General features: G+C 48.1%; 13 protein-coding genes. 11 read left to right on the top strand and 2 right to left on the bottom strand.

Going from position 1 to position 21,537, the window contains the following annotated elements; all coding sequences use genetic code 11:
- The first annotated feature begins 88 nt into the window (after positions 1 to 88).
- The gene (locus BLR32_RS31200; RefSeq protein WP_218124284.1) at positions 89 to 568 is read left to right on the top strand and encodes a nucleoside deaminase; all 480 of its coding nucleotides are present in this window, start codon (positions 89 to 91) and stop codon (positions 566 to 568) included.
- Here the strand turns inward: BLR32_RS31200 and BLR32_RS31205 are convergent.
- A complete protein-coding gene (locus BLR32_RS31205; RefSeq protein WP_089838122.1) occupies positions 554 to 4,165 on the bottom strand; it encodes a PAS domain S-box protein in 3,612 nt (1,203 codons plus the stop codon). The two genes, BLR32_RS31200 and BLR32_RS31205, sit on opposite strands and share 15 nt — an antisense overlap.
- Before the next feature lie 246 nt (positions 4,166 to 4,411).
- Between BLR32_RS31205 and BLR32_RS31210 the strand changes: the two genes are divergently transcribed.
- The 3 genes from BLR32_RS31210 to BLR32_RS31220 are packed head-to-tail and all read left to right on the top strand — an operon-like array spanning position 4,412 to position 8,375.
- Positions 4,412 to 5,413 carry a 4-hydroxyproline epimerase gene (locus BLR32_RS31210; RefSeq protein WP_089838124.1) on the top strand — a complete coding sequence of 334 codons (1,002 nt, stop codon included), beginning with the start codon at positions 4,412 to 4,414 and terminating at the stop codon, positions 5,411 to 5,413.
- A gap of 8 nt (positions 5,414 to 5,421) precedes the next feature.
- On the top strand, positions 5,422 to 6,669 hold the full coding sequence (locus tag BLR32_RS31215) for an NAD(P)/FAD-dependent oxidoreductase (RefSeq protein WP_089838126.1): 1,248 nt from the start codon (positions 5,422 to 5,424) through the stop codon (positions 6,667 to 6,669).
- Positions 6,670 to 6,677: 8 nt separating this feature from the next.
- Complete coding sequence (locus BLR32_RS31220) at positions 6,678 to 8,375, top strand: DUF885 family protein (RefSeq protein ID WP_089838128.1); 1,698 nt, start codon at positions 6,678 to 6,680, stop codon at positions 8,373 to 8,375.
- Between the two features lie 810 nt (positions 8,376 to 9,185).
- Here BLR32_RS31220 and BLR32_RS31225 read toward each other — a convergent pair.
- Positions 9,186 to 9,791 (bottom strand): porin family protein, encoded by a 606-nt coding sequence (locus tag BLR32_RS31225; protein ID WP_089838131.1) that lies wholly within the window; start codon positions 9,789 to 9,791, stop codon positions 9,186 to 9,188.
- Positions 9,792 to 10,092: 301 nt separating this feature from the next.
- Between BLR32_RS31225 and BLR32_RS31230 the strand changes: the two genes are divergently transcribed.
- From BLR32_RS31230 to BLR32_RS31260, 7 genes are all read left to right on the top strand, one after another.
- Positions 10,093 to 11,511 (top strand): DNA recombination protein RmuC, encoded by a 1,419-nt coding sequence (locus tag BLR32_RS31230; protein WP_089838132.1) that lies wholly within the window; start codon positions 10,093 to 10,095, stop codon positions 11,509 to 11,511.
- A gap of 73 nt (positions 11,512 to 11,584) precedes the next feature.
- The gene (locus BLR32_RS31235; RefSeq protein ID WP_245705567.1) at positions 11,585 to 12,268 is read left to right on the top strand and encodes a basic secretory family protein; all 684 of its coding nucleotides are present in this window, start codon (positions 11,585 to 11,587) and stop codon (positions 12,266 to 12,268) included.
- A gap of 32 nt (positions 12,269 to 12,300) precedes the next feature.
- Positions 12,301 to 15,900, top strand: a complete 3,600-nt coding sequence (locus BLR32_RS31240) for a response regulator (RefSeq protein ID WP_089838136.1) — start codon at positions 12,301 to 12,303, stop codon at positions 15,898 to 15,900.
- 21 nt (positions 15,901 to 15,921) lie between these two features.
- Positions 15,922 to 16,302, top strand: a complete 381-nt coding sequence (locus tag BLR32_RS31245) for a response regulator (protein WP_089838138.1) — start codon at positions 15,922 to 15,924, stop codon at positions 16,300 to 16,302.
- A 136-nt stretch (positions 16,303 to 16,438) separates the two neighbouring features.
- Positions 16,439 to 16,957: a sigma-70 family RNA polymerase sigma factor gene (locus BLR32_RS31250; protein WP_143011656.1), complete on the top strand. Its 519-nt coding sequence runs from the start codon at positions 16,439 to 16,441 to the stop codon at positions 16,955 to 16,957.
- A gap of 51 nt (positions 16,958 to 17,008) precedes the next feature.
- On the top strand, positions 17,009 to 18,235 hold the full coding sequence (locus BLR32_RS31255; RefSeq protein ID WP_089838144.1) for a FecR family protein: 1,227 nt from the start codon (positions 17,009 to 17,011) through the stop codon (positions 18,233 to 18,235).
- Between the two features lie 52 nt (positions 18,236 to 18,287).
- The gene (locus BLR32_RS31260; protein WP_089838146.1) at positions 18,288 to 21,527 is read left to right on the top strand and encodes a SusC/RagA family TonB-linked outer membrane protein; all 3,240 of its coding nucleotides are present in this window, start codon (positions 18,288 to 18,290) and stop codon (positions 21,525 to 21,527) included.
- The last annotated feature ends 10 nt before the right edge of the window (positions 21,528 to 21,537 follow it).

The following is a 21,537-nucleotide window of genomic DNA, read 5'->3' on the forward strand; positions in this document are numbered from 1 at the left end:
TACAAAGGTTTATGATACGCTGGAATGAGCCAGACATTTTTATCGTAATATTAATTAGCTACCATGCTTATACCTAAAAAATGGGTGTATGCTAAGCCGTGATAATGTTGAACAAATTGAAGAAATACTGATGGATAACGAATATTTCATGAAAGAATGCCTCTCTTTGGCACAAGCCGCAAAACAACGTGGCGACAGCCCTGTCGGCTCCATCCTCGTCCGCAACGGCGAAATCATCGCCCGTGGCATCGAGGGAGGTAAAACCCATAAAGACATCACCTACCACGCCGAAATAGAAGCCATCCGCGAAGCGACAGCTTTACTAAACACCCAGGATCTGTCAGATTGCACCATGTACACCACCCACGAACCCTGTATCATGTGCGCCTACGTCATCCGACATACCCGCATACCAACTATCGTCATGGGATTAACCTCCGGCGATATCGGCGGCGCCAGCTCCGCTTATCCGCTCCTGAAAGATACCGGTATCAAAAAATGGGGACCCCCGCCACAACTCATCACCGGGGTACTGGAAGAAGAATGTAGGGCTTTACGCATTGACTGACTTCCACGTCAGCCACTTCTCAAATACAGCAATCAGGTTATTCTCAACAAACGGCTTGGTAACAAAATCATCCATACCCGCCGCAATACACTTTTCCCTTTCGCCCTTCACATTCCCCGCTGTCAAGGCTATAATAGGAATGTGAATATGCGGACTGATCTCCCTGATTAACTGCGTAGCTTCATACCCATTGATAATAGGCATCTGGATGTCCATAAAGATAATATCAGGTAACTGCTGCTTAGAGCTCTCAACAGCTTCTTTGCCATTCTTCGCCTCCATAATATGGGCAGCAGGAGCAATCTTCCGGATAATGGTACTCGCCAGCAGCATATTGATAGGATTATCTTCCGCGATCAGGATATTAATATTGGCTTTGATCTTCTTATGATCACGGCTTTCCGCCCGCTTAGCCTCAGCGGTGTCTTTGATAAACAAATGGGATAGGGCATGGTACATTTCCTGTATCTTAATAGGTTTTAACAGACGTTGATTGACGTGCAGCTCCTCACAGGCCCTGATGATCTTTTCATCGTCTGCAGAACTATGCAGTAAGATGATAGCAGGCTCTTTATCCAGCTCCTCAAAGTTCGTCCTGATCTTCCTGATCGTTTCCAGTCCATCCATAAAAGGCATATGATAATCCATCAGGATCACATCATACTGCTGTTTCGTCATCAGGAACTGAAAGGCTTCAATGCCATTCGATGCCTCGTCAGAGTTGATGCCCTTCATCTGCAGCATCTTTCTCAGGATGGTCCGGTTATGTTCATTATCATCAACGATCAGCACATTTTTGACAAGGTCGATATTTTCCCATGCAATGGGAGCGCCGTCTTCTGTTTTTACCGTAATTTCAAAAAAGAACGTACTACCTTTTCCGGGAGCACTTTCCAGTTGAAGCTGACTCCCCATGAGTGCCAGCAGTTTATTGGAAATACTCAACCCCAGACCCGTACCGCCATATCTTTTAGTAGTGGAAATGTCTTCCTGTAAGAAAGCCTCAAATATCTTCTGCTGTTTACTCTTATGGATACCAATACCCGTATCCCTTACCTGGAACCTGATAGTGGTCATACCCTCCGTTGGTTGCCCTACAGGCCTGATCTCCAGCTCTATTTCCCCCTGGTCGGTGAATTTCACCGCATTGCTTAACAGGTTAAGAAGGATCTGTTTAAGCCGCACCACGTCCGCCCACATAAAACGGGGGAGCTCCGGAGATACATTCAGCAACATTTCAATACCCTTCTGCGCTGCCTGGAAACTGAGAATGTCGCTGGCCTGACTACTAAACTCCAGCAGATCACACTTGCTGATGTCCAGCTCTATCTTGCCGGCTTCTATCTTGGAGAAATCGAGAATGTCATTGATGATGCTCAACAGGGAATTACCCGACTGGTTAACAATAGACACATATTGCTGTTGCGTTTCATTAAGCACAGTTTTCATCAGCAGGTCTGTGAACCCGATCACACCGTTCAGCGGCGTGCGTATTTCATGGCTCATGTTGGCCAGGAATTCCGATTTGGCTTTACTGGCATACTCCGCCTGTAATTTGGCCTCTTTCAGCTCCATTTCCGCCTTCTTGCGCTTCGAAATATCAGTAGCAATGCCCAGGTAACCGGTGATATTCTCATGGTCACGTATAGGCGTTACTACCATAGCGATGGTGGTAGTGGTTCCGTCTTTCCGTACATATGTCCATTCCCTTCCCTCAGATCCTTCAAGCTCCGGTACCTGGGTAAACACGCGGAAACCTTCAATAGGTGTCTTATACAACTCCGACAACTCTTTGCCTCTGGCGGCTACTTCCTCCGGCGAGTGAAGTATCTCCCAGGAATATTTACCCGTAACCTCCGCAGCACTATATCCCAACAGCTTTTCCGCCCCTTTATTGAAAAGGGTAATAATACCCTCGTGATCGGTGGCAATGATACTGACCTCCGAAGCAGATTGCAATACATCCTCCAACAGTTTCCGGGACTGCTGAATAGCCACCGTAGCCTTCTTCCGCTCATTAATATCCTGGAAAGTACCAAACAGCCTTTTACAAACACCATTTTCGAACGCGGCATGACCTATCGAGCGCACCCACATCTTACGGCCTTTAGCTGTCGTGATCTGTAACTCCAGCTGCCAGGGCGTGCCCGTACGGATAGCATGATCAATGACCGCATCCAGCTGCTGCCGGTATTCACCAGTGTAAAATACCATTGTATTTTCCGGGGTGGGCTTGAAGTCAGGCGGTACCTCATGGATCTCACAGGTAACGGTCGACCAGAAAACCTCTTGCTTAACAAGGTCAAACTCCCATCCACCTATACGCGCCACCTGATTGGTGCGTTCCAGCATTTCCTTAGTACGCTTGAGGTCTATCTCCAGTTCGTGCCTCTCTGTGATATCAGCCGCATTGCCTATCACAAAGGGATTTCCCTGGGCATCATTCACCAGTATATTGTTGAACAGCCAGATGCGGATATTGCCATGCTTATGCCGGGTGTGCATCAGACCCGTCACCCTGCCTTTCATACGTATCTTGGCCAGGTATTGGTTAAGGTCGTTGTGATATTCCGGGGGGATAATGTCGTATAAACTCATCGTCATGAGTTCCTGGATACTATAACCCACACTGTCAGCACTCGCCTTGTTGACATACGTCAGGTTCCCCTGCAGATCATGCTTACACATCATCCCCAGCGAATTCTCAAAGAAAGTGCGGGCGCTGATCTCATTATCGATCAGCTCCTGCTCTTTGAGCTTTTCACTGGTAATATCCCTGCCGATAGCGAAGATATTACCGGTATGCGGCTCAGGCGTGGCAATCCATTGAATGTATTTATAATCGCCACCCTTTGTCCTGAAACGGTTATAGAAGTTAATAGTAGATAAACCCGAACGGAGGTTTTCCAGCTCCTGGCTGGTATTCTCCACATCATCGGGATGCACCAGCTCAAGTACCGAAGTGCTTGTCAGTTCTTCCTCTTCCCAACCCAGCAGGGTGGTAAATGCCTTATTGATCCTTCTTAACCTGCCTGAGTAGGAGCCAACGCAAACCAGGCCCTCCGACAGATTGAACAGCTTCGCATAATACTGGGTCTCCGCCTTCTGCCGTTCCGCCACTAAGGCGTCAATAATATTCTGTGCAATAATGGTGAGCGCTCTTTGCTCTGCATTACTAAGCATGTCGGGTTTGTCGCTCATTACACAAAGCGCCCCTAAAACAAATCCCTTGCCGTCAATCAGCGGACAACCGGCAAATGCCCGGATATGTGGGGCTGCTGTAACTGCTTTATTATTCCGGAGGATAGGGTGGACCTGGGTGTCCTTAACCGCTGTGAAGGCCCCTGCCTCCCTGATCGCCTGCATAAAGCCCCAGTCCAAAGAGGTTTCCTGTATACCCGGTATAGTAGTAGACGAAACGATGAGCTGCTTTTCATCCCCCGCAATAGCTATAACAGCGTAAGGGAAATGACAGCTGAGGGTTGCCAGTTCGGTGAACTGATCGAGGGCCGGTTGCGGAGTCAACTGCAGCAGCCCGTATTCCTTGAGCGCGCGTAGCCTTGCCTTCTCATTTTTGGGGGCAGCATTTTCATTCATATGACATGGAACTATACTGCAATTTAATTAGATAATCAATACATATTGATTTTCAGTTAAAAAGCTGAGTCAGGCAGACATATTTGTCCGGATTCCCATATTTTTTACCCATTGCTGGAATTTGTCCCTTATTTATGTTAATTTCTGCATACCATTGGTGAAAACCTGCAATATCCCATTCGCCCTCAACCGGTATTTTTGAAAGAGTAGATCAACCAATGTCTTTTTAAACTGTAATAAGGAAACGTGAAGAAAACATTCTTTTGCATAGACGCTCACACCTGCGGTAACCCTGTCAGGTTGGTAGCTGGCGGCGGACCAGTACTGCAAGGTAACAACATGAGCGAAAAACGGAACCATTTCCTGAAGGAATACGACTGGATCAGAACAGGACTGATGTTTGAACCCAGGGGCCATGACATGATGAGCGGAAGTATACTGTATCCGCCTCACGATCCCGCCAACGACGTAGCCGTATTATTCATCGAAACCAGTGGCTGCCTGCCCATGTGCGGTCACGGCACTATCGGTACCATCACTATCGCAATTGAAGAGGGACTGATCACACCTAAAACACCCGGCATCGTACGGATGGAAGCCCCCGCAGGACTGGTCCTCATCGAATATAAACAGGAAGGTCGTAAGGTAAAAAGCGTGAAGCTCACCAATGTAGCGTCTTACCTCGCCGCAACTGACCTGGTGGTGGAATGCCCCGACCTGGGCCCATTGAAAGTAGATGTTTCTTACGGCGGAAATTATTATGCTATTGTAGATGTCCAGGAGAACTTTCCGGGGCTCGAACACTATACCGCCTCACAACTGATAGGCTGGGCAAGGGAATTACGCAAACGGATCAATGAGAAACATACCTTCGTACACCCGGATAATCCGCATATCAACGGATGCTCCCATGTATTGTGGACAGGAGCTGTGATGGATCAATCCTCCACAGCGCGTAATGCCGTGTTTTACGGCGATAAAGCCATCGACCGCTCTCCCTGCGGTACCGGCACTTCCGCCAGGATGGCTCAATGGTATGCCAAAGGCAAACTGAAAAAAGGAGACTCCTTCATTCACGAAAGTATCATCGGATCCCGTTTCATTGGTACGATAGAAGAAGAAACCACCGTAGCAGGCGTACCTGCTATACGTCCCGGTATCGAAGGTTGGGCAAGAATATACGGTTATAACACGATCACAATAGACCCTGAGGACGATCCGTATGCATATGGACTACAGGTGATTTAAACAACAATATGGAAGTAATCATTATAGGCGGAGGAATTATAGGCCTGAGCAGTGCTTTTTATCTGCAACAGGCAGGATATACCGTAACAGTAATAGACAGGACAGATATGCAGCAGGGCTGCTCTTATGGTAACGCAGGTTATATCTGCCCCAGCCACTTTGTACCCCTGGCTACACCCGGTATCGTCAGGCAGGGATTGAAGTGGATGATGGACCCTAAGAGCCCGTTTTACATCAAACCCAGTCTGAGCAGCAGCATGATCCAGTGGGGCTGGCAGTTCATGAAAAGCGCTACCAAATCGCATGTGGAGCGCTCGGCTGTTCCCCTCAGGGATATCGCCCTGCTGAGTAAACAGCTGTATGAAGAGTGGAACCGTATTCCCGGACTGGATTTCTCCTATGATCCAAAAGGAATGCTGGAACTGTTCAACACAGAAGAAAACGCACATCACGCAGAACATACTGTAAAGGATGCCCTTGCCCTGGGGATAGAAGCCCGGCTGATAGACCAGCAGACCTTAAAACAAATGGAGCCGGATACTCCTATAAATGCACTGGGGGCAATATATTTCCCCGGAGATGCCCAATTGTATCCCAATCAGCTCATGCAAAGCCTGATGACTTACCTGCGACAACGCGGTGTGCGCTTCGAAAGCAACCAGGAAGTAACAGCCTTTATCACTGAAGGAAATAAAGTACAGGGTGTGAAGACCACAAGCGGTTTTCATACTGCGGATCATATAGTAGTCGCTGCGGGCGTCTGGAGCCGGGAACTGGCCCAGCAACTCAGGCTAAACATTCCCATGGTAGGTGGCAGGGGCTATTCTGTTACATTTGAAGACGCGCCCTATAAAGTGAGGCACTCCGTGATCCTGAGTGAAGCAAGAGTAGCTATTTCGCCTATGAATGGCAATAAGATCCGCTTTGGTGGCACCATGGAGATCACAGGACTGAACGCTCCGCCACGTATGCAGCGGGTAGAAGGTATACTGGCTTCCGTTAAAAGATATTTTCCGGCATATGATATTCCCTTACCTGCTCCTGATAAGGTATGGTACGGTTATCGTCCCTGCAGTGCAGACGGACTGCCGCATATAGGTACCATGGAACGTTACCCGAATGTGACCGTAGCAACAGGACATTCCATGCTGGGTATCAGCCTGGGTGCCGCGACCGGTAAACTGGTCAGCGAACTGGTGGCACGTGTGCCGGCTTCGATGGATATCACTCCTTTTAAAGTAGAAAGATTCAGTTAAACTTACTTATGAAAAGATTGATTTACTGCCTGGTAACAGGATGGTGCATGAACGCTGGTATCGCTGTTGCACAGGAGAAAGACATCTCAGTATTGCTGTCACATTACGAAGCCGACAAAGGAAGCCTGATGCGGTTCTACCAGATCGATAATTCTCCGGAAAGAACAGAAAGACTGAAAACGTTCAACACAGATTACCTGCAACAGCTGAACGCCTTCGATTTCGATAAGCTGGGTGTAGAAGAGCGGGTAGACTATGTACTCTTCCGGATGAAATTACAGGAGGAAGTACGTGCACTGGATGAACAGGCAGGGCAATACAAACAGTTGTCATCCTGGTTCCCACTGGCCGATAAAATATACGCCGCCGAGAAGCTAAGAAGAAGAGGTACCAAACAAGACGCACAGGCATTGGCAGGAACCTTCCGGGATATGTCGCTGGCCTTACAGGATAAAGCAAAACAACTCAACACGGCTACCGATATCAACATGTATCTGCTACGCAGAGGCGTTGGTATTACCAGGGGACTACAGGAGGCCATTCACAGCGTATATGAATTCTATAACGGGTACGACCCGCAGTTCACCTGGTGGGCGCCGGCCCCTTATAAACAGCTGGACAGTACATTGAAAGCATACAGCAACGTATGGCAGCAGAAGCTCAAAACATTGCCCGGCGGCAAAGACGATGGCAGCGGCATTGTAGGCTCTCCGATCGGAAAGGAAGAACTGGTACGGCAGCTGCAGAATGAGCTGATCCCTTACTCACCCGAAGAATTAATAGCGATCGCCAATAAGGAATTCGCCTTCTGTGATGCCGAAATGCTGAAGGCCAGCGAAGAAATGGGCTTTGGAAAGGACTGGCATAAAGCCCTGGAAAAGGTGAAGAACACCTACGTACCCGCAGGAGAGCAGCCAGACGCGATCATGAAGATATACAATGAGTCCATGTCCTTCCTGAAGGACAAACACCTCATCACTATTCCGCCCCTGGCAGAAGAGACCTGGCGGATGATCATGATGACGCCCGAACGGCAGCTTGTCAATCCTTTCTTCACGGGAGGAGAGGAGCTCAGTATTTCCTATCCCACCAATGATATGGAAGAAGGAGATAAGCTGATGAGCATGCGGGGGAATAACCCTCATTTCTCAAGAGCTACAGTACACCACGAACTCTTTGCCGGTCACGCACTGGAAGAGTTTATGAACAACCGTTACCGCACCTACCGCACCTTCTGGACACCTTTCTGGATAGAAGGCTGGTCACTATACTGGGAAATGCTGTTGTGGGACCTGAAGTTTCCGCAATCACCCGAAGACCGCATCGGTATGCTGTTCTGGCGTATGCACCGATGTGCACGTATCATATTCTCGCTGAATTATCACCTGGGTAAATGGACCCCTCAGCAATGTATCGACTTCCTGGTAGACAGGGTAGGGCATGAAAGAGCAAATGCGGCAGGTGAAGTACGCCGCTCATTTAAAGGCGATTACAGCCCCTTATACCAGGTAGCCTACATGATTGGCGGCCTGCAGTTCATGGCGCTGAAAAAAGAGCTCGTAGACAGCGGAAAAATGACTTATCAGCAATACCACGATGCCATCATGAAGGAAAACGCACTGCCAGTAGAAATGGTAAGAGTGATCCTGACCAATAAACTCATCGGAAAAGACTTCAAATCCAGCTGGCATTTCTACAACCTGTAGAATAGATATCACGACGGATTACAACGAAAGGGCCTGTATCAAAAGTTGAAGTTCCCCAAAAAAGTTAAACACTTTTGAGGGAACTCCAAAGCATGATGCAGGCTCTTTTTATTTGTATACCTGACGTGCCTGATGTACCTAATGTATCTATATAACTGACGTAACTGACCTACCTAATGTACCTAATATAACTAATGTAACTGACCTACCTAATGCACCTAATATAACTAATGTAACTGACGTACCTAATGTACCTAATATAACTGATGTAACTGACCTACTTAATGTATCTAATATAACTGATGTAACTGACCTACCTAATGTACTTAATATAACTAATGTAACTGACGTACCGGTCGTACCTGATGTACTGATGGTAACAGGTAGTCATTTAAGCAATTCTAAAGACACTAATTTATTTTTGACATTTCTCCATTTCGCCTGACAAGCTAGCCACTTAGATTATGATAGGGACAGCGGAAGTAGCAGGCGGTTTCAGATGGGAATGTCGGGCCTTCGGCTCTCCGCGACACGACCGGTGCTGCCCAATCTAATTCCAGTCCCTATTCGCTTGACAACGCCCCATAGCATTCCAGAGCGGAGAGGCGCCGACCGACATCCCATACTGAAACCGAAGCTACTTAGCGTGAAAAGCACCAGCTGGCTTCCATACTGAAACCGAAACTACTTAGCGTGAAAAGCATCAATAGTCGCCATTAAGCGTGAAAAGCTACCCCAGAAACTATTAAGCAAAAAAAAGAGGTTATATCAATTGATACAACCTCTAATATCGTCTGATCAGAATGTACTCTATTTGAAAGCTACACCCATTCCGATTGATACCTGATGAGAATTCCATTCATACTTAGGCGCCGGAATATTATTGATATTCGACAGCCCCAGTGCATAACGGGCAAAGAACCGCACGTTCGCTACATTCACCTGTGCACCGGCAACAGCCGCTACATCGCTTTTCTTGAACGCATCCCTGTTGGCTTTCAGCAGGTTCTCGTCAATGAAGTACATGTAAGTATACTGCGCACCCAGGTTCAGCGTAATAGCCGGGATCGGTGTGTAACGCACCAGTAATGGAATCGTTGCCGCACTAATGGAAATTTTGTCCTTTCCGTCAGTATTGTGGTAGGTCACATACTTGTTGGCGAAATCCGGTCCCTTTTTAGCCGAAGTCTGTGTAAAAAGCAATTCCGGCTGGATACCCCATTTCTTGTCTTTAGACAGGTCAAACTCAAAGAAAGCACCCCCCTGGAATCCTGGTGCGAGGTTTTCTTTTAAACCTTCCCCGGTGATCTTGGAGAGCAATAAAGATGCCTTCAACCCGTAATGCAGACGCTGTGCATTGGCTGCAGTACCTGTCATAACTGCTAATATCCCTGCCAGTAATAATCCTTTTTTCATAGATACTATTTGACGATTACAGATAACCAAAAATGAATTACGTATGTTGCCACGCAATTCAGGCTAAAAAATTTGCGGGCAAACATACGGAATTCATGCAAGATCATAGTTAATATGGCCTTAAAAGTTTATAGCTCTTAGATATAGTTTCCTTGTCAGGGTTTAACTACCTGCTGTTCAAACAGGATAGAACCTTTATAATTATCGACGAAAAGCAGAAAAGTATCTTTTATTGCCGCCGGCAGAATTCACTTCTTTTTTTTATTTATTATTATTGTTTGGAGTAACATTGTGGTCAAATATGGACCATCTTATCGTTATCATCTTCGCACTGATCGCCTGTGCCGCCCTGGCAGCGGTTATAAAGGTTGTCAGCAGGAGTCACCAGTTAAAGACCCGCATCGCCATCCTGGAAACACAGTTGTCTTCGGGCAACCAGACTGCCGGAACCCTACGGCAGGAGCTACAGGATAAACAATCCCTTATTGATGAACTCAATGCCCGCCTGCAGATATTGCAGGAAGAAAGCATCCGCATAGAAAGCAATGGAGAAGCCCGTCTCCGGGAAATGGAAAACCGCCTGCGCGAACAGCAGGAATTTATTGATCAGTCCAACGAGAAACTGAAAGACGCGTTTAATGCACTGTCGGCAGAAGCATTGAAACATAACAATTCCTCTTTTGTAGCCCTGGCAAAATCAGCCCTGGAAACACAGCTCACAGATGCTAAAGGAGACTTGGAAAAGCGTCAGCAGGCCATTGATGCCATGGTAAAACCATTATCCGAAAGCCTGCACCGCTTCGATGAAAATATGCGGCAACTGGAAAGTAACCGGCAGCAGCAATATGGCCAGATCAACCAGTTCATCCTGGGTGTACAGCAAAGCACAGAAAAGCTGCAGAAAGAAACCCATAGTCTTGTCAGCGCCCTCAAGACCTCCCACATACGGGGCCGTTATGGAGAGATCGCCTTACGCCGTGTGGTGGAGTTTGCCGGTATGACCGAACATTGTGATTTCAGCGAACAGGTATCTGTAAATGGAGACGAAGGCGTCCTGCGTCCCGACATGATCATCCGCCTGCCGGAAGGGAAGACCATAGTGGTAGACTCTAAAGTGCCATTAAGCGCCTACATGCGGGCATTTGAAACAGAAGATGAAGAAGAACGTAAATTGCTGCTGAACCAGCATGCCGCAGCTGTCAAAGACCACCTGAAGAAACTCAGCGCAAAAGCCTACTGGAGCCAGTGGCAGCAGTCGCCCGACTATGTCATTCTCTACATGCAGATAGAATCCTCCTTCGGTGCTGCACTGCAGGCCGAGCCTTCACTGATTGAAGAAGGTATCCGTAACCGGGTAGTATTTGCCACCCCCACAACGCTTATCACATTATTGCGTACCGTAGGTTTTGTATGGCAGCAACTGCACGTAGCTGCCAATATCGAAGAGATCAGGAATGCCGGTATCGAGCTGTATAACCGTACCAACGTGCTGGTAAGACACTTCACAAACGTAGGCAGCAGCCTCAAAATGGCAGTCAGCCATTACAACGATGCCGTGGCATCCCTCGAAAGCCGCTTCATGCCACAGGCACGGAAATTGTACAACCTTGGCCCTGCATTGAAGCAGACTTTGCCGGAGACAAAACCAGTGGAAACGGGTATACGCAGCTTAGGCGTTCAAACAGAAGAATTGCCGCTCAACGAAGAAGAGGAAAACTAAGCCGCAATATTCACTATTTTGGACCTGATTTATATTGTTTTAACAAGAACCACGTAAATTAATGGTCTACTCAATGCAAGGTCTGAAAAGAGCTATGAGCATATTATGCCTGTGTGTTTGCACACTACCTGTCCTGACACATGCGCAGGAACAACAGCAAACGATTGCCCGTGATGGTTATACGCTCGAATACACGAATAAGTCGCCCGATTTCGATACGGCAGTAGGAAGACGGCTGATCGAGGCTTTTTTCCAGGTTTATCCGAAGGAAGTTGCCCGGTTCAACAAAAAAGCAGCTAAGAAAGTAAGCTTCGTGATTGACCCGGCTTATGAAGGGGTAGCCGCTACCAGCGGAGATGTGATCGTATTTAATCCTGGCTGGTTCCATGCACATCCGGGCGACATTGACGTAGTGACACATGAAGCCATGCACGTCGTACAGGCTTATCCCAATGATGCCGGCCCGGGATGGATCACAGAGGGCATTGCAGATTATGTGCGTTATGTTTTTGGTGTGGACAATGCAGGCGCCAAATGGGCATTGCCGGCCTTTAAGCCCAAACATCACTACACCCAGAGCTACCGGGTCACCGCCCGTTTCTTCGTGTGGGTAGTGAAGAAAAAGAATAAGGACTTTGTGAAGAAACTGGATGCCGCAATGCGTGGCAAAAAATACACAGATAATACCTGGAAAAAACTGACCGGCAGTACGCTGGACGAATTGTGGAATGAATATGCCGCTAACCCGGCTATCTGATACTAACAAGATAACTATCAAGACTATTAAGGATGAAAGCTACTTTTAAAAGAAATCTGCTGATTGGATTTGGAGTATCACTGTTATTACTCATCGTGAGTTCCGTCGCTTCTTTTTTTAGTATCCGTAATCTCCTGCAAAGCGCCTATTGGGTAGATCATACCAATGTGGTCATCTTCAGGTTGGAAAGCACCCTGTCCTTCATGAAGGACGCAGAAACCGGCCAGCGGGGATACCTGCTCACCGGAGATGAAGATTTCCTGGAACCTTACAGGTATGCTTACGACAGTGTGCAGGTCAACCTGAAAGTCATCCGTGAACTGATGAAGGACAATCCCCAGCAACAGGCTGAAATAGAAAAGCTGCAATATCTGATGGCGCGCCGTCAGTCCTTGCTGGAAAGCTCTATCAATGCACGTAAAACCGGTCAGAGCGTCAGCTTCGATTCCCTGCAAAGTGGCCGGGTCATCATGAAGGATGCCCGTGCACTTGTAGGCATGATGGAAGACCGCGAAAAGAGATTGCTGGAAACACGTACACAGAAGCTGGACCGTGTCGCCGCCTATACGCCTGTCGTAATTGTGATCGCCGCTTTGTTAGCCTTGCTGATCACTTCTGTTTTCTACATGCGGGTGAAAAAGGACTATGATGAACGTACCCTGTTGCAGGATGCCCTGGAGAAAAAGGACAGGGAAATAAACCGCCGTATAAACATCATCAGGGGCATTGCGGAAAATATCTCTGCAGGCGACTATAGCATACGTGTCAATGACGAAGAGAAGGACGCACTGGGCGGGGTATCCCTCTCCCTGAACCGGATGGCGGCCTCCCTGGAGAAATCCTTTAACCAGCTGGCTGAGAAGGAATGGCATCAGACAGGCATGGCAGGACTGAACAACCGCATGGTGGGCGAGAAAGATGTAAATGCCCTGGCGGGAGATATTATTGAATTCCTCGCAGAATATACCAATAGTCAGGTGGGCGTATTTTATCTGGCTGGCAATGACAATACCCTGGAACTGACAGGTAGTTTTGCCTTTGTACCTGCGGAAAACCGCCGGACAATTCCCGTAGGACAGGGCCTCGCCGGACAATGTGCCGCCAGTGGCAAAACGATGTTACTGAAAGACGTCACTCCCGATAATATCACCATCAGCTACGCTGCCGGAGAGATCCGGCCAGCGAATATTGTAGCTGTACCTGTTCTGTACGAAGGATATCTGAAGGGAGTAGTGGAACTGGCTTCCCTGCAGCCATACACTCCTAACGAACTGGCCTTCCTGGAAGCGGCCACCCACAATGTAGGCATTGCCATTACCACCGCAGAAAACCGCCGCCGCGTACAGGAACTGCTGGAAGAAACACAGGCACAATCAGAAGAGCTGCAGGTACAGCACGGAGAACTGGAGAATATCAATTCTGAACTGGAAGCACAGGCACAGAAACTCCAGGCCTCAGAAGAGGAACTGCGCGTACAGCAGGAAGAACTGCAACAAGCCAACCAGGAGCTGGAAGAACGTTCCCGCTTGCTGGAAGACCGCAACCAGATAATCGTTGAACGCAACCTGGAAATACAAAAGAAGGCGGAAGAACTGGAGATCAGCACTAAATACAAGTCGGAGTTCCTGGCGAATATGTCGCACGAACTGCGTACGCCACTGAATTCCATCCTCCTGCTCAGCAGGTTGATGGCGGAAAATAATGATAAGAACCTGACGCCGGATCAGATAGAATCTTCCCAGGTAATCCAGAGCTCCGGTAAAGGCTTGCTCAACCTCATAGATGAGATACTCGACCTCTCCAAGATCGAAGCCGGTAAAATGGACCTGGAATTTGCCCATGTGCCCGTGCATGAGATCTGTACCGACATGGAGGCATTGTTTACGCCCATTGCCCGGGAGAAGAACCTGGCCTTACAGGTAGATATACAACCAGATGCTCCTGCACTGATAGAAACGGATAAGATGCGCCTGGAACAGATCCTCAAAAACCTCCTGTCCAACGCACTGAAATTTACCGCCAGGGGAGTGGTAACGCTAAAGGTGGCAGCCGTTCCGGAAAATGCAGCATTCATCCGCTTCAGCGTAAAAGATACAGGTATCGGTATACCCGAAGATAAACAGCAGATTGTCTTTGAGGCCTTCCAGCAGGCAGATGGTTCTACCCGCCGCAAGTATGGTGGAACAGGACTGGGACTCTCCATCAGCCGGGAACTGGCAAAACTGCTGGGTGGCGAGATCCGCCTGGAAAGTGAACCGGGACAAGGCAGTGAGTTTATCGTCACCATCCCCGTTCATCCGCAGGAAGAAAAAGAACAAACCGCGCCGCCTACACAGCAACAGGCAGAAGACGTATGGAAAGATGCGGTAAAAGCGAAAGAGAAAAGAGACGATTATGTCGCAACAGAAATACCGGAAGAGATACCAGACGATCGGCATAGCCTGAAGGCGAATGATAAAGTGATCCTCATCGTAGAGGATGATACAAAGTATGCAGGCATACTGCTTGATTTTACCCGTAAACGTGGTTACAAAGGCATTGTAGCCGTACGTGGCGATCATGGTATTGAAATGGCCCAGCGTTATAAGCCGGTGGCTATTCTGCTGGATATCGTGCTGCCTGTACAGAGTGGCTGGCAGGTGATGGAAGCCCTGAAATCCAACCCGGCTACCAGACCTATTCCCGTGCATATCGTTTCTTCTCTCGAGGCGAAAAGGGAAAGCCTGCAGAAAGGGGCGGTGGATTTTATTGATAAACCATTGGCCCTGGATCAGATGCCTCGTATCTTTCAGCAACTGGAAAACGCCCTGACCCGCAACCCGAAGAAAGTCCTGATCGTAGAGGAGAACCCTAAACATGCAGAGGCGCTGGCCTACTTCCTGGAAAACTTTAACGTCAGTACAGAAATTACCGGCAATATCGGCAGCAGCGTAACAGCCCTGCAGAAAAAGGATGTCAACTGTGTTATCCTGGATATGGGAGTGCCCGACCAGCATGCCTATGAGACGCTGGAAACAGTGAAAGGCAACCCCGGACTGGAAAACCTGCCTATCATCATCTTTACAGGAAAGAACCTGTCCCGCGCAGAAGAGAACCGGATCCGCCAGTATGCTGATTCTATCGTGATAAAAACTGCGCATTCCTATCAGCGCATGCTGGATGAAGTAGCCCTGTTCCTGCACCTGGTAGAGGAAAGAGCTGATAATAAGCCAGGAAAGAAACAACAGGGGCCGCTGAAACAAGTGCTGGAAGGTAAGACCGTGCTGATAGCAGATGATGATGTGCGTAACATCTTCTCACTCACCAAAGCATTGGAACAGCATAAGATGCATATTATCTCAGCCCTGGATGGTAACGAAGCCTTGCAGCAGCTTAAGAATAATCCGCAGGTAGACATCGTACTGATGGATATGATGATGCCGCAAATGGATGGTTATGAAACCACCCGGATGATCAGGGAAACGCCTGAATATAAGCACCTGCCTATACTGGCGGTGACTGCCAAGACAATGCTGGGCGACCGGGAGAAATGTATCAGGGCAGGGGCTTCCGACTATATCTCCAAACCAGTGGATATAGACCAGCTGGTGTCCTTGCTGCGCGTGTGGCTGTATGACAATAACAGAAGTTAATCACAAAGAATCTGAGAGCGTATGGAATCTTCGGCTAAAAAAGTACTGATCATTGACGACGATAACAGGAATATCTATGCCTTGCGCATGGTACTGAAAACGAAGGGCTTCGACTGCATTACGGCAACGGATGCACAGACCGGCTTGCAGTTGCTGGAGCAGCAGGGAGATATCGGCGTAGTACTGATGGATATGATGATGCCGGATATGGATGGTTATGAGGCCATTGCACGGCTCAGGGAAAATCATGCGATGGACCATATTCCTGTGATTGCGGTAACAGCGCAGGCAATGGTGGGGGATAGGGAAAAGTGCCTGGCCGCAGGGGCGGCAGCTTATGTGCCCAAACCCATAGACCAGGACGTTTTACTGGATCTGCTAAAAAATGAATTCCATATGTGATGAACCAAATATTAAGTATCTTTCATCTGTGAATTAAAGCGTAATATATACGTGTTAACATGTAATTAACGCTTTTGCGCTGCTGGAAAACGGATATTTACGTTAACAACTGTTAACGTATCCCAAAACAACTCTTATGCAGCACATGGATGATTCGGCAATGCTGATTGCGCTTAAAGAGGGCGAGATCAAAGCTTATCAGTACTTCTTCATGAAATATTATAAGCCGCTCTGCTTAAAGGCACGTATGATGCTGAATAACATGGATGAGGCAGAGTTACTGGTGCGGCATGTTTTTGTGCAGGTTTGGGAAGAAAAACTATATTTAGAAATAGAACATTCGGTTGGAGGATATTTCTACAGAATGGTACATAACAGTTGTGTCAACATTCTTAAAAGAGGACAATCCGACAACCGGTTATCTAACGATCCGGGGTTCTTACTGATGCAGCAGGTTGTACTACCTTTACCCGGGTACCTGATGCAATATAAGAGACAGGTGGCGTTGGTGCATAGTGGAGGTGTCAGTTTATCATTGTTATCAGACAAAAGATATCCGCTGGACTTATCATCTATACTGAAAAAAGGCATTAAGGCGTTTAAAAACAAATGTAAAGCAGCCCTGAAAGCCCTGATGTTTCAGATCAGACTATGAAATGCCAACGAAACCTATAGCCCGAACGAGTAAGAACTATGTATATCCCACATGAGTTACAATGAGGAACATATCTTTCAGTTAATACTGGAAAAGCTAAGCGGCGATATCAGCGACGAGGACAACCAGTATCTCGAACGGGTGGCCCGTGAGGATCCCAACGTACGTCGTTGCCTCGAAGAGCTGGAAGGAGCCCGCGATGTGGCCGGACCCGATTTTATGAACGACGTTCATAACGAAAGGGCCTGGAGCAGTGTATTGTCCCTCTTGCACGCCGACCAGGAAAAGAAGCCTGCCCTGACCCTGGTTACCGCAGATGAAACCCCTGTGGTGAATACGCCTGAAACTTCCCCCGTAAAATCACGCGCCCGCAATACATGGTGGCTGGCTGCCGCAGTAACCCTGCTGATAGCCGCCAGCGGATACTGGCTGCTCCAGGGCAGATCTGCCGCCTCCAGGGATAATACCTTCGCCATGAATACCGGCGGAATGCCCCTGTGGGGAGATATGAAGTTATTACTGGATAATGGAGATACCATCAGGCTGTCCGGTAAGGCAGATGCCGATATCAACACCCAGGCAGCCCTCTTACATCCCGGAACAGGCCAGCTTTCCTTTACAGCAGGTGAACAGCGGAAAGGCTGGAATACGCTTTTTGTACCCACCGGAAAAGACTATAAAGTAGTGTTGTCCGACGGGTCTATAGTCCATCTGAACGCATTTTCCCGTTTGCGCTTCCCTTTTTCATTCGATGGCAAAACCAGGGAGGTATACCTGGAAGGGGAAGCCTACTTTGATATTGCTACTAATGCCAGCCAGCCTTTTATCGTACATACAGCCGGAACATCCGTCAGGGTATTGGGTACTTCCTTCAATGTGAATGCTTACTCAGATTCACTGGTGGTCACCTCTCTCGTAGAAGGTAGCGTAATGACAAAAGTGGAAGAGAGCGAAGGCCTCATCCTGAAGCCCGGTATGGAATCCATCTACCGGAAAGGCTATAGCCAGCAGGTCGCTTCTTTCGACGAAGCAATTACCCTGGCATGGCGTAAAGGAGAATATGCCTATTACAACAAACCATTGGGAACCCTGGATGCCGTAATTTTCCATTGGTATGGCAAGCAGCTATTGTTTGAAGACCCGCTACTGGCCAATAAAATGCTCACCGGTGTAATTGAACGGAACCAACCTGTGACCGACTTCCTGGAAAGCCTTGATAAAACATCCGGTATAACCTATCGTATTACGGATGATAAGATATATCTTAGATCAAAATAACCAAAATCGTGTAGAAAAGCCAACTGTGATCTGTATACCATAAATCAAAAGAATGGTAAAGCTTGTTTGTAAAGCGATCAGTATGCTGTTGTTGTTGTGCTGCCTGTTGTCCCCGGTTACCCACGTTGTAGCCCAGGCGACTGCCGACAGCCCAAGGGTTACTATTACCGGAAAGAATATCCCCCTTAACACCGTTTTCAAAACTATTGCCCGGCAAACAGGCTATTATTTTGTATTTGATAACGCCATTATCGATGGTAAGGAGAAGATAACCCTTTATTATAAAAACGCCCATTGGGAAGATGTACTGGCCCAGGTAGTGAAAAACAGGAATATCAGCTGGCTGAAACAGGGAAAGAGAATATATCTGCAAATAACTGATACGGGCAAGTTGCCACAGATCAAAGAAGATACTTTACGTGTAACGATACGTGGACGCATCACCGATAATAACAACCAGCCTGTGCCCGGTGCTACCATCGTAATAAGAGGTACTTCCCGGGGCATGACCACGGGCAATAACGGTGAGTTCGAACTGTTTGGGGTAGCCCAGCCGGCATTACTACGCATTTCATCCCTGGGATATACCGCTGTTGATACTACCCTCTATGGCACACGTTTACACGAGATACGCCTGAAAGAGGCCGTCAATACCCTCGATGCCACCGTCGTGATCGGCTATGGCTCCAGCAGCCGCCGCCTGCTTACAGGCTCCGTCAGCAGGATCACAGGGGAACAACTGGCAGCACAACCTGTCGCCAATGCGTTGTCTGCCCTCCAGGGACAGATACCCGGCGTACAGGTCACCAGTACCAACGGACTGCCAGGCGCTCAGATCAAACTGTATATCAGGGGACGGAATTCCATCGCTGCCGGCAATGATCCCTTATTCATCGTAGATGGTGTCCCCTTTGACATCACCCCCCTGAACAATTCGGAAGACCTCTTTGGCGCTGCGGGGCGTATCAGCCCTTTTAACAGCATCAACCCGGCAGATATAGAAAGTATCGACATCCTGAAGGATGCGGATGCTACCGCCATCTATGGCTCCAGGGGCGCTAATGGCGTTGTATTGATCACTACGAAGAAAGGTAAACCCGGAAAGGGAAAACTGGATATGAACGTGCGTACAGGTGTCGGGACCACCGCAGGTCATATGTCCATGCTCGGTATTCACGATTACCTGGCGCTCCGCAGAGAGGCTTTTGCCAATGATGGTGTGCAGCCTACAGCAACGCAGGCGCCCGATCTCCTGCTGTGGGATACTACACAGAACATGAACTGGTTTAAGAAACTGACCGGAGGAACGGCGGGCATTACTAACGCACAGGCAAGCTTCTCCGGGGGGACTAACTATAATACTTTTCTTATTGGCGGGAATTTCTACCGGGAAGGTACCGTAATGCCTGCTGATCTCGGGTACAACAGGGGAGGCGTACATGTCAGCCTGCAGCACCATCATCCTGAGCAAAGGCTGGAAGCCAACCTGACAGCCAGTTTTGTGGCAGACCGGAATAAGAGTATCGCCAATGATATCTTTCCCTTTTATAACCTGCCACCTAATTACCCGCTGTATGATTCAGCAGGACGTTTATTCTGGGGATCATCTTTCGATAATCCCATTGCTTATTTCAAGCAGCAGTCCAACAGTAATACACGGAACCTGCTCAGCAATGTTGTGCTGCGATATCGATTATTACCAGGACTACAACTGAAAACAAGCCTGGGCCTGGCAGATATTCGCATGAAACAGTTCTTCTCATTCCCCCAATCATCCCAACATCCCAATAACGCACCCACCAGTTTTATACGCACAGCCGAAAACAAGCGGCAGTCCTTTATCGTAGAGCCACAGGCAGACTATGTGCTGCGTATCGCCAAAGGAAGTCTGCATGCATTGGTGGGCGGCACCTGGCAACAGACTTCCAGGAATGGTACTTTAGCTACCGGACAAGGGTACGCTAATGAAGCGTTCATGAATGGTCTTAACGGCGCCGATACCATTATTCACAAACCAGATAACTATACCCTGTACAGATACGTTTCCTTCTTCACACGTGTTACCTACGACTGGCAAAGCAAATACCTGGTCAACGTCAGTTACAGGAGGGACGGTTCCTCCCGTTTCGGACCAGGACGGCAGTTCGGCGATTTCGGCTCTATAGGGCTCGGCTGGATCTTTACAGAGGAACCCTTCATGAAGAAACTCTCCTGGCTGAGTCATGGAAAGCTGAGGGCCAGCGGTGGTATCACCGGCAATGACCAGATAACGGATTATCAGTACATGAAAAATTATGGCAGTAACGGCAACTATGAGGGCAATAATACCCTGAGACCCTTACGCATTGTCAACAACAACTATAGCTGGGAAGAGAACAAGAAAATGGAGGCAGCTATCGAATTAGGGTTCCTGCATGACCGCCTGTTCTTCTCCGCTGCAAAGTATTGTAACCGTAGCAGCAATCAGCTGGTAGGATATCAGTTGCCCGCTATGACAGGTTTTACCAGTTATCAGGCTAATCTTCCTGCGCTGGTAGAGAATACCGGCTGGGAATTTGAACTGCATAGCAGGAACGTTGATAAAAATGATTTCACCTGGACCACCAGCGCCAATATATCCTTCTTTACCAACAAGCTGAAGAAATTCCAGGACCTGTCCGTATCATCCTATGCGAATGCTTATGTGCTCGGACAATCACTGAACATTGTAAGAGGATATCATTTTACAGGAGTAGATCCGCAAACAGGACTGGCGCAGTTCCAGGACATCAACCATGATAATCGCCTGTCAAGTATCAATGACTTTGTGACCATCGCCAATATGGACCCTAAGTATTATGGAGGTATCCAGAATGATCTGCAATATAAAAATCTCAGCCTGGGATTCTTCTGGCAGTTCATCAAACAACAGGGAGTAACGGTACCGGTTAAACCCGGCGACTTCGCCAATCAGCTTACAGAAAGTCTGCAACGCTGGCGCAAGCCCGGTGATGTAACTGAAGTGCCCAGGGCAACTGCCACAGCCGGTAGCCAGGCCTATGATCTCAATGCCAACCTGCTACTTTCCAACGCGGTGTATGATGATGCCTCTTATGTACGGCTGAAGAATATGATGCTGGCTTATGCAATGCCGGCAGCAGTATTGAAAAAGCTACACCTGCAATTATGTAAGGTCTATCTGCAGGGACAAAATTTACTGACAATAACAGGATATAAAGGTGCGGATCCGGAAACACAGATTGTTGTACCAACATTAAGAGTAATTACTGGCGGAATTCAGTTAACGCTTTAAGCTGACAGAC

Origin of the sequence: Chitinophaga filiformis (genome assembly GCF_900102545.1) — a bacterium.
GTDB classification, from domain to species: Bacteria; Bacteroidota; Bacteroidia; order Chitinophagales; family Chitinophagaceae; genus Chitinophaga; species Chitinophaga filiformis.

Coding starts and splice junctions, on each gene's coding strand:
- BLR32_RS31200 (WP_218124284.1), top strand. CDS start 89: ATGCTAAGCCGTGATAATGTTGAACAAATTGAAGAAATACTGATGGAT.
- BLR32_RS31205 (WP_089838122.1), bottom strand. CDS start 4,165: ATGAATGAAAATGCTGCCCCCAAAAATGAGAAGGCAAGGCTACGCGCG.
- BLR32_RS31215 (WP_089838126.1), top strand. CDS start 5,422: ATGGAAGTAATCATTATAGGCGGAGGAATTATAGGCCTGAGCAGTGCT.
- BLR32_RS31220 (WP_089838128.1), top strand. CDS start 6,678: ATGAAAAGATTGATTTACTGCCTGGTAACAGGATGGTGCATGAACGCT.
- BLR32_RS31225 (WP_089838131.1), bottom strand. CDS start 9,791: ATGAAAAAAGGATTATTACTGGCAGGGATATTAGCAGTTATGACAGGT.
- BLR32_RS31230 (WP_089838132.1), top strand. CDS start 10,093: ATGGACCATCTTATCGTTATCATCTTCGCACTGATCGCCTGTGCCGCC.
- BLR32_RS31235 (WP_245705567.1), top strand. CDS start 11,585: ATGCAAGGTCTGAAAAGAGCTATGAGCATATTATGCCTGTGTGTTTGC.
- BLR32_RS31240 (WP_089838136.1), top strand. CDS start 12,301: ATGAAAGCTACTTTTAAAAGAAATCTGCTGATTGGATTTGGAGTATCA.
- BLR32_RS31245 (WP_089838138.1), top strand. CDS start 15,922: ATGGAATCTTCGGCTAAAAAAGTACTGATCATTGACGACGATAACAGG.
- BLR32_RS31250 (WP_143011656.1), top strand. CDS start 16,439: ATGCAGCACATGGATGATTCGGCAATGCTGATTGCGCTTAAAGAGGGC.
- BLR32_RS31255 (WP_089838144.1), top strand. CDS start 17,009: ATGAGTTACAATGAGGAACATATCTTTCAGTTAATACTGGAAAAGCTA.
- BLR32_RS31260 (WP_089838146.1), top strand. CDS start 18,288: ATGGTAAAGCTTGTTTGTAAAGCGATCAGTATGCTGTTGTTGTTGTGC.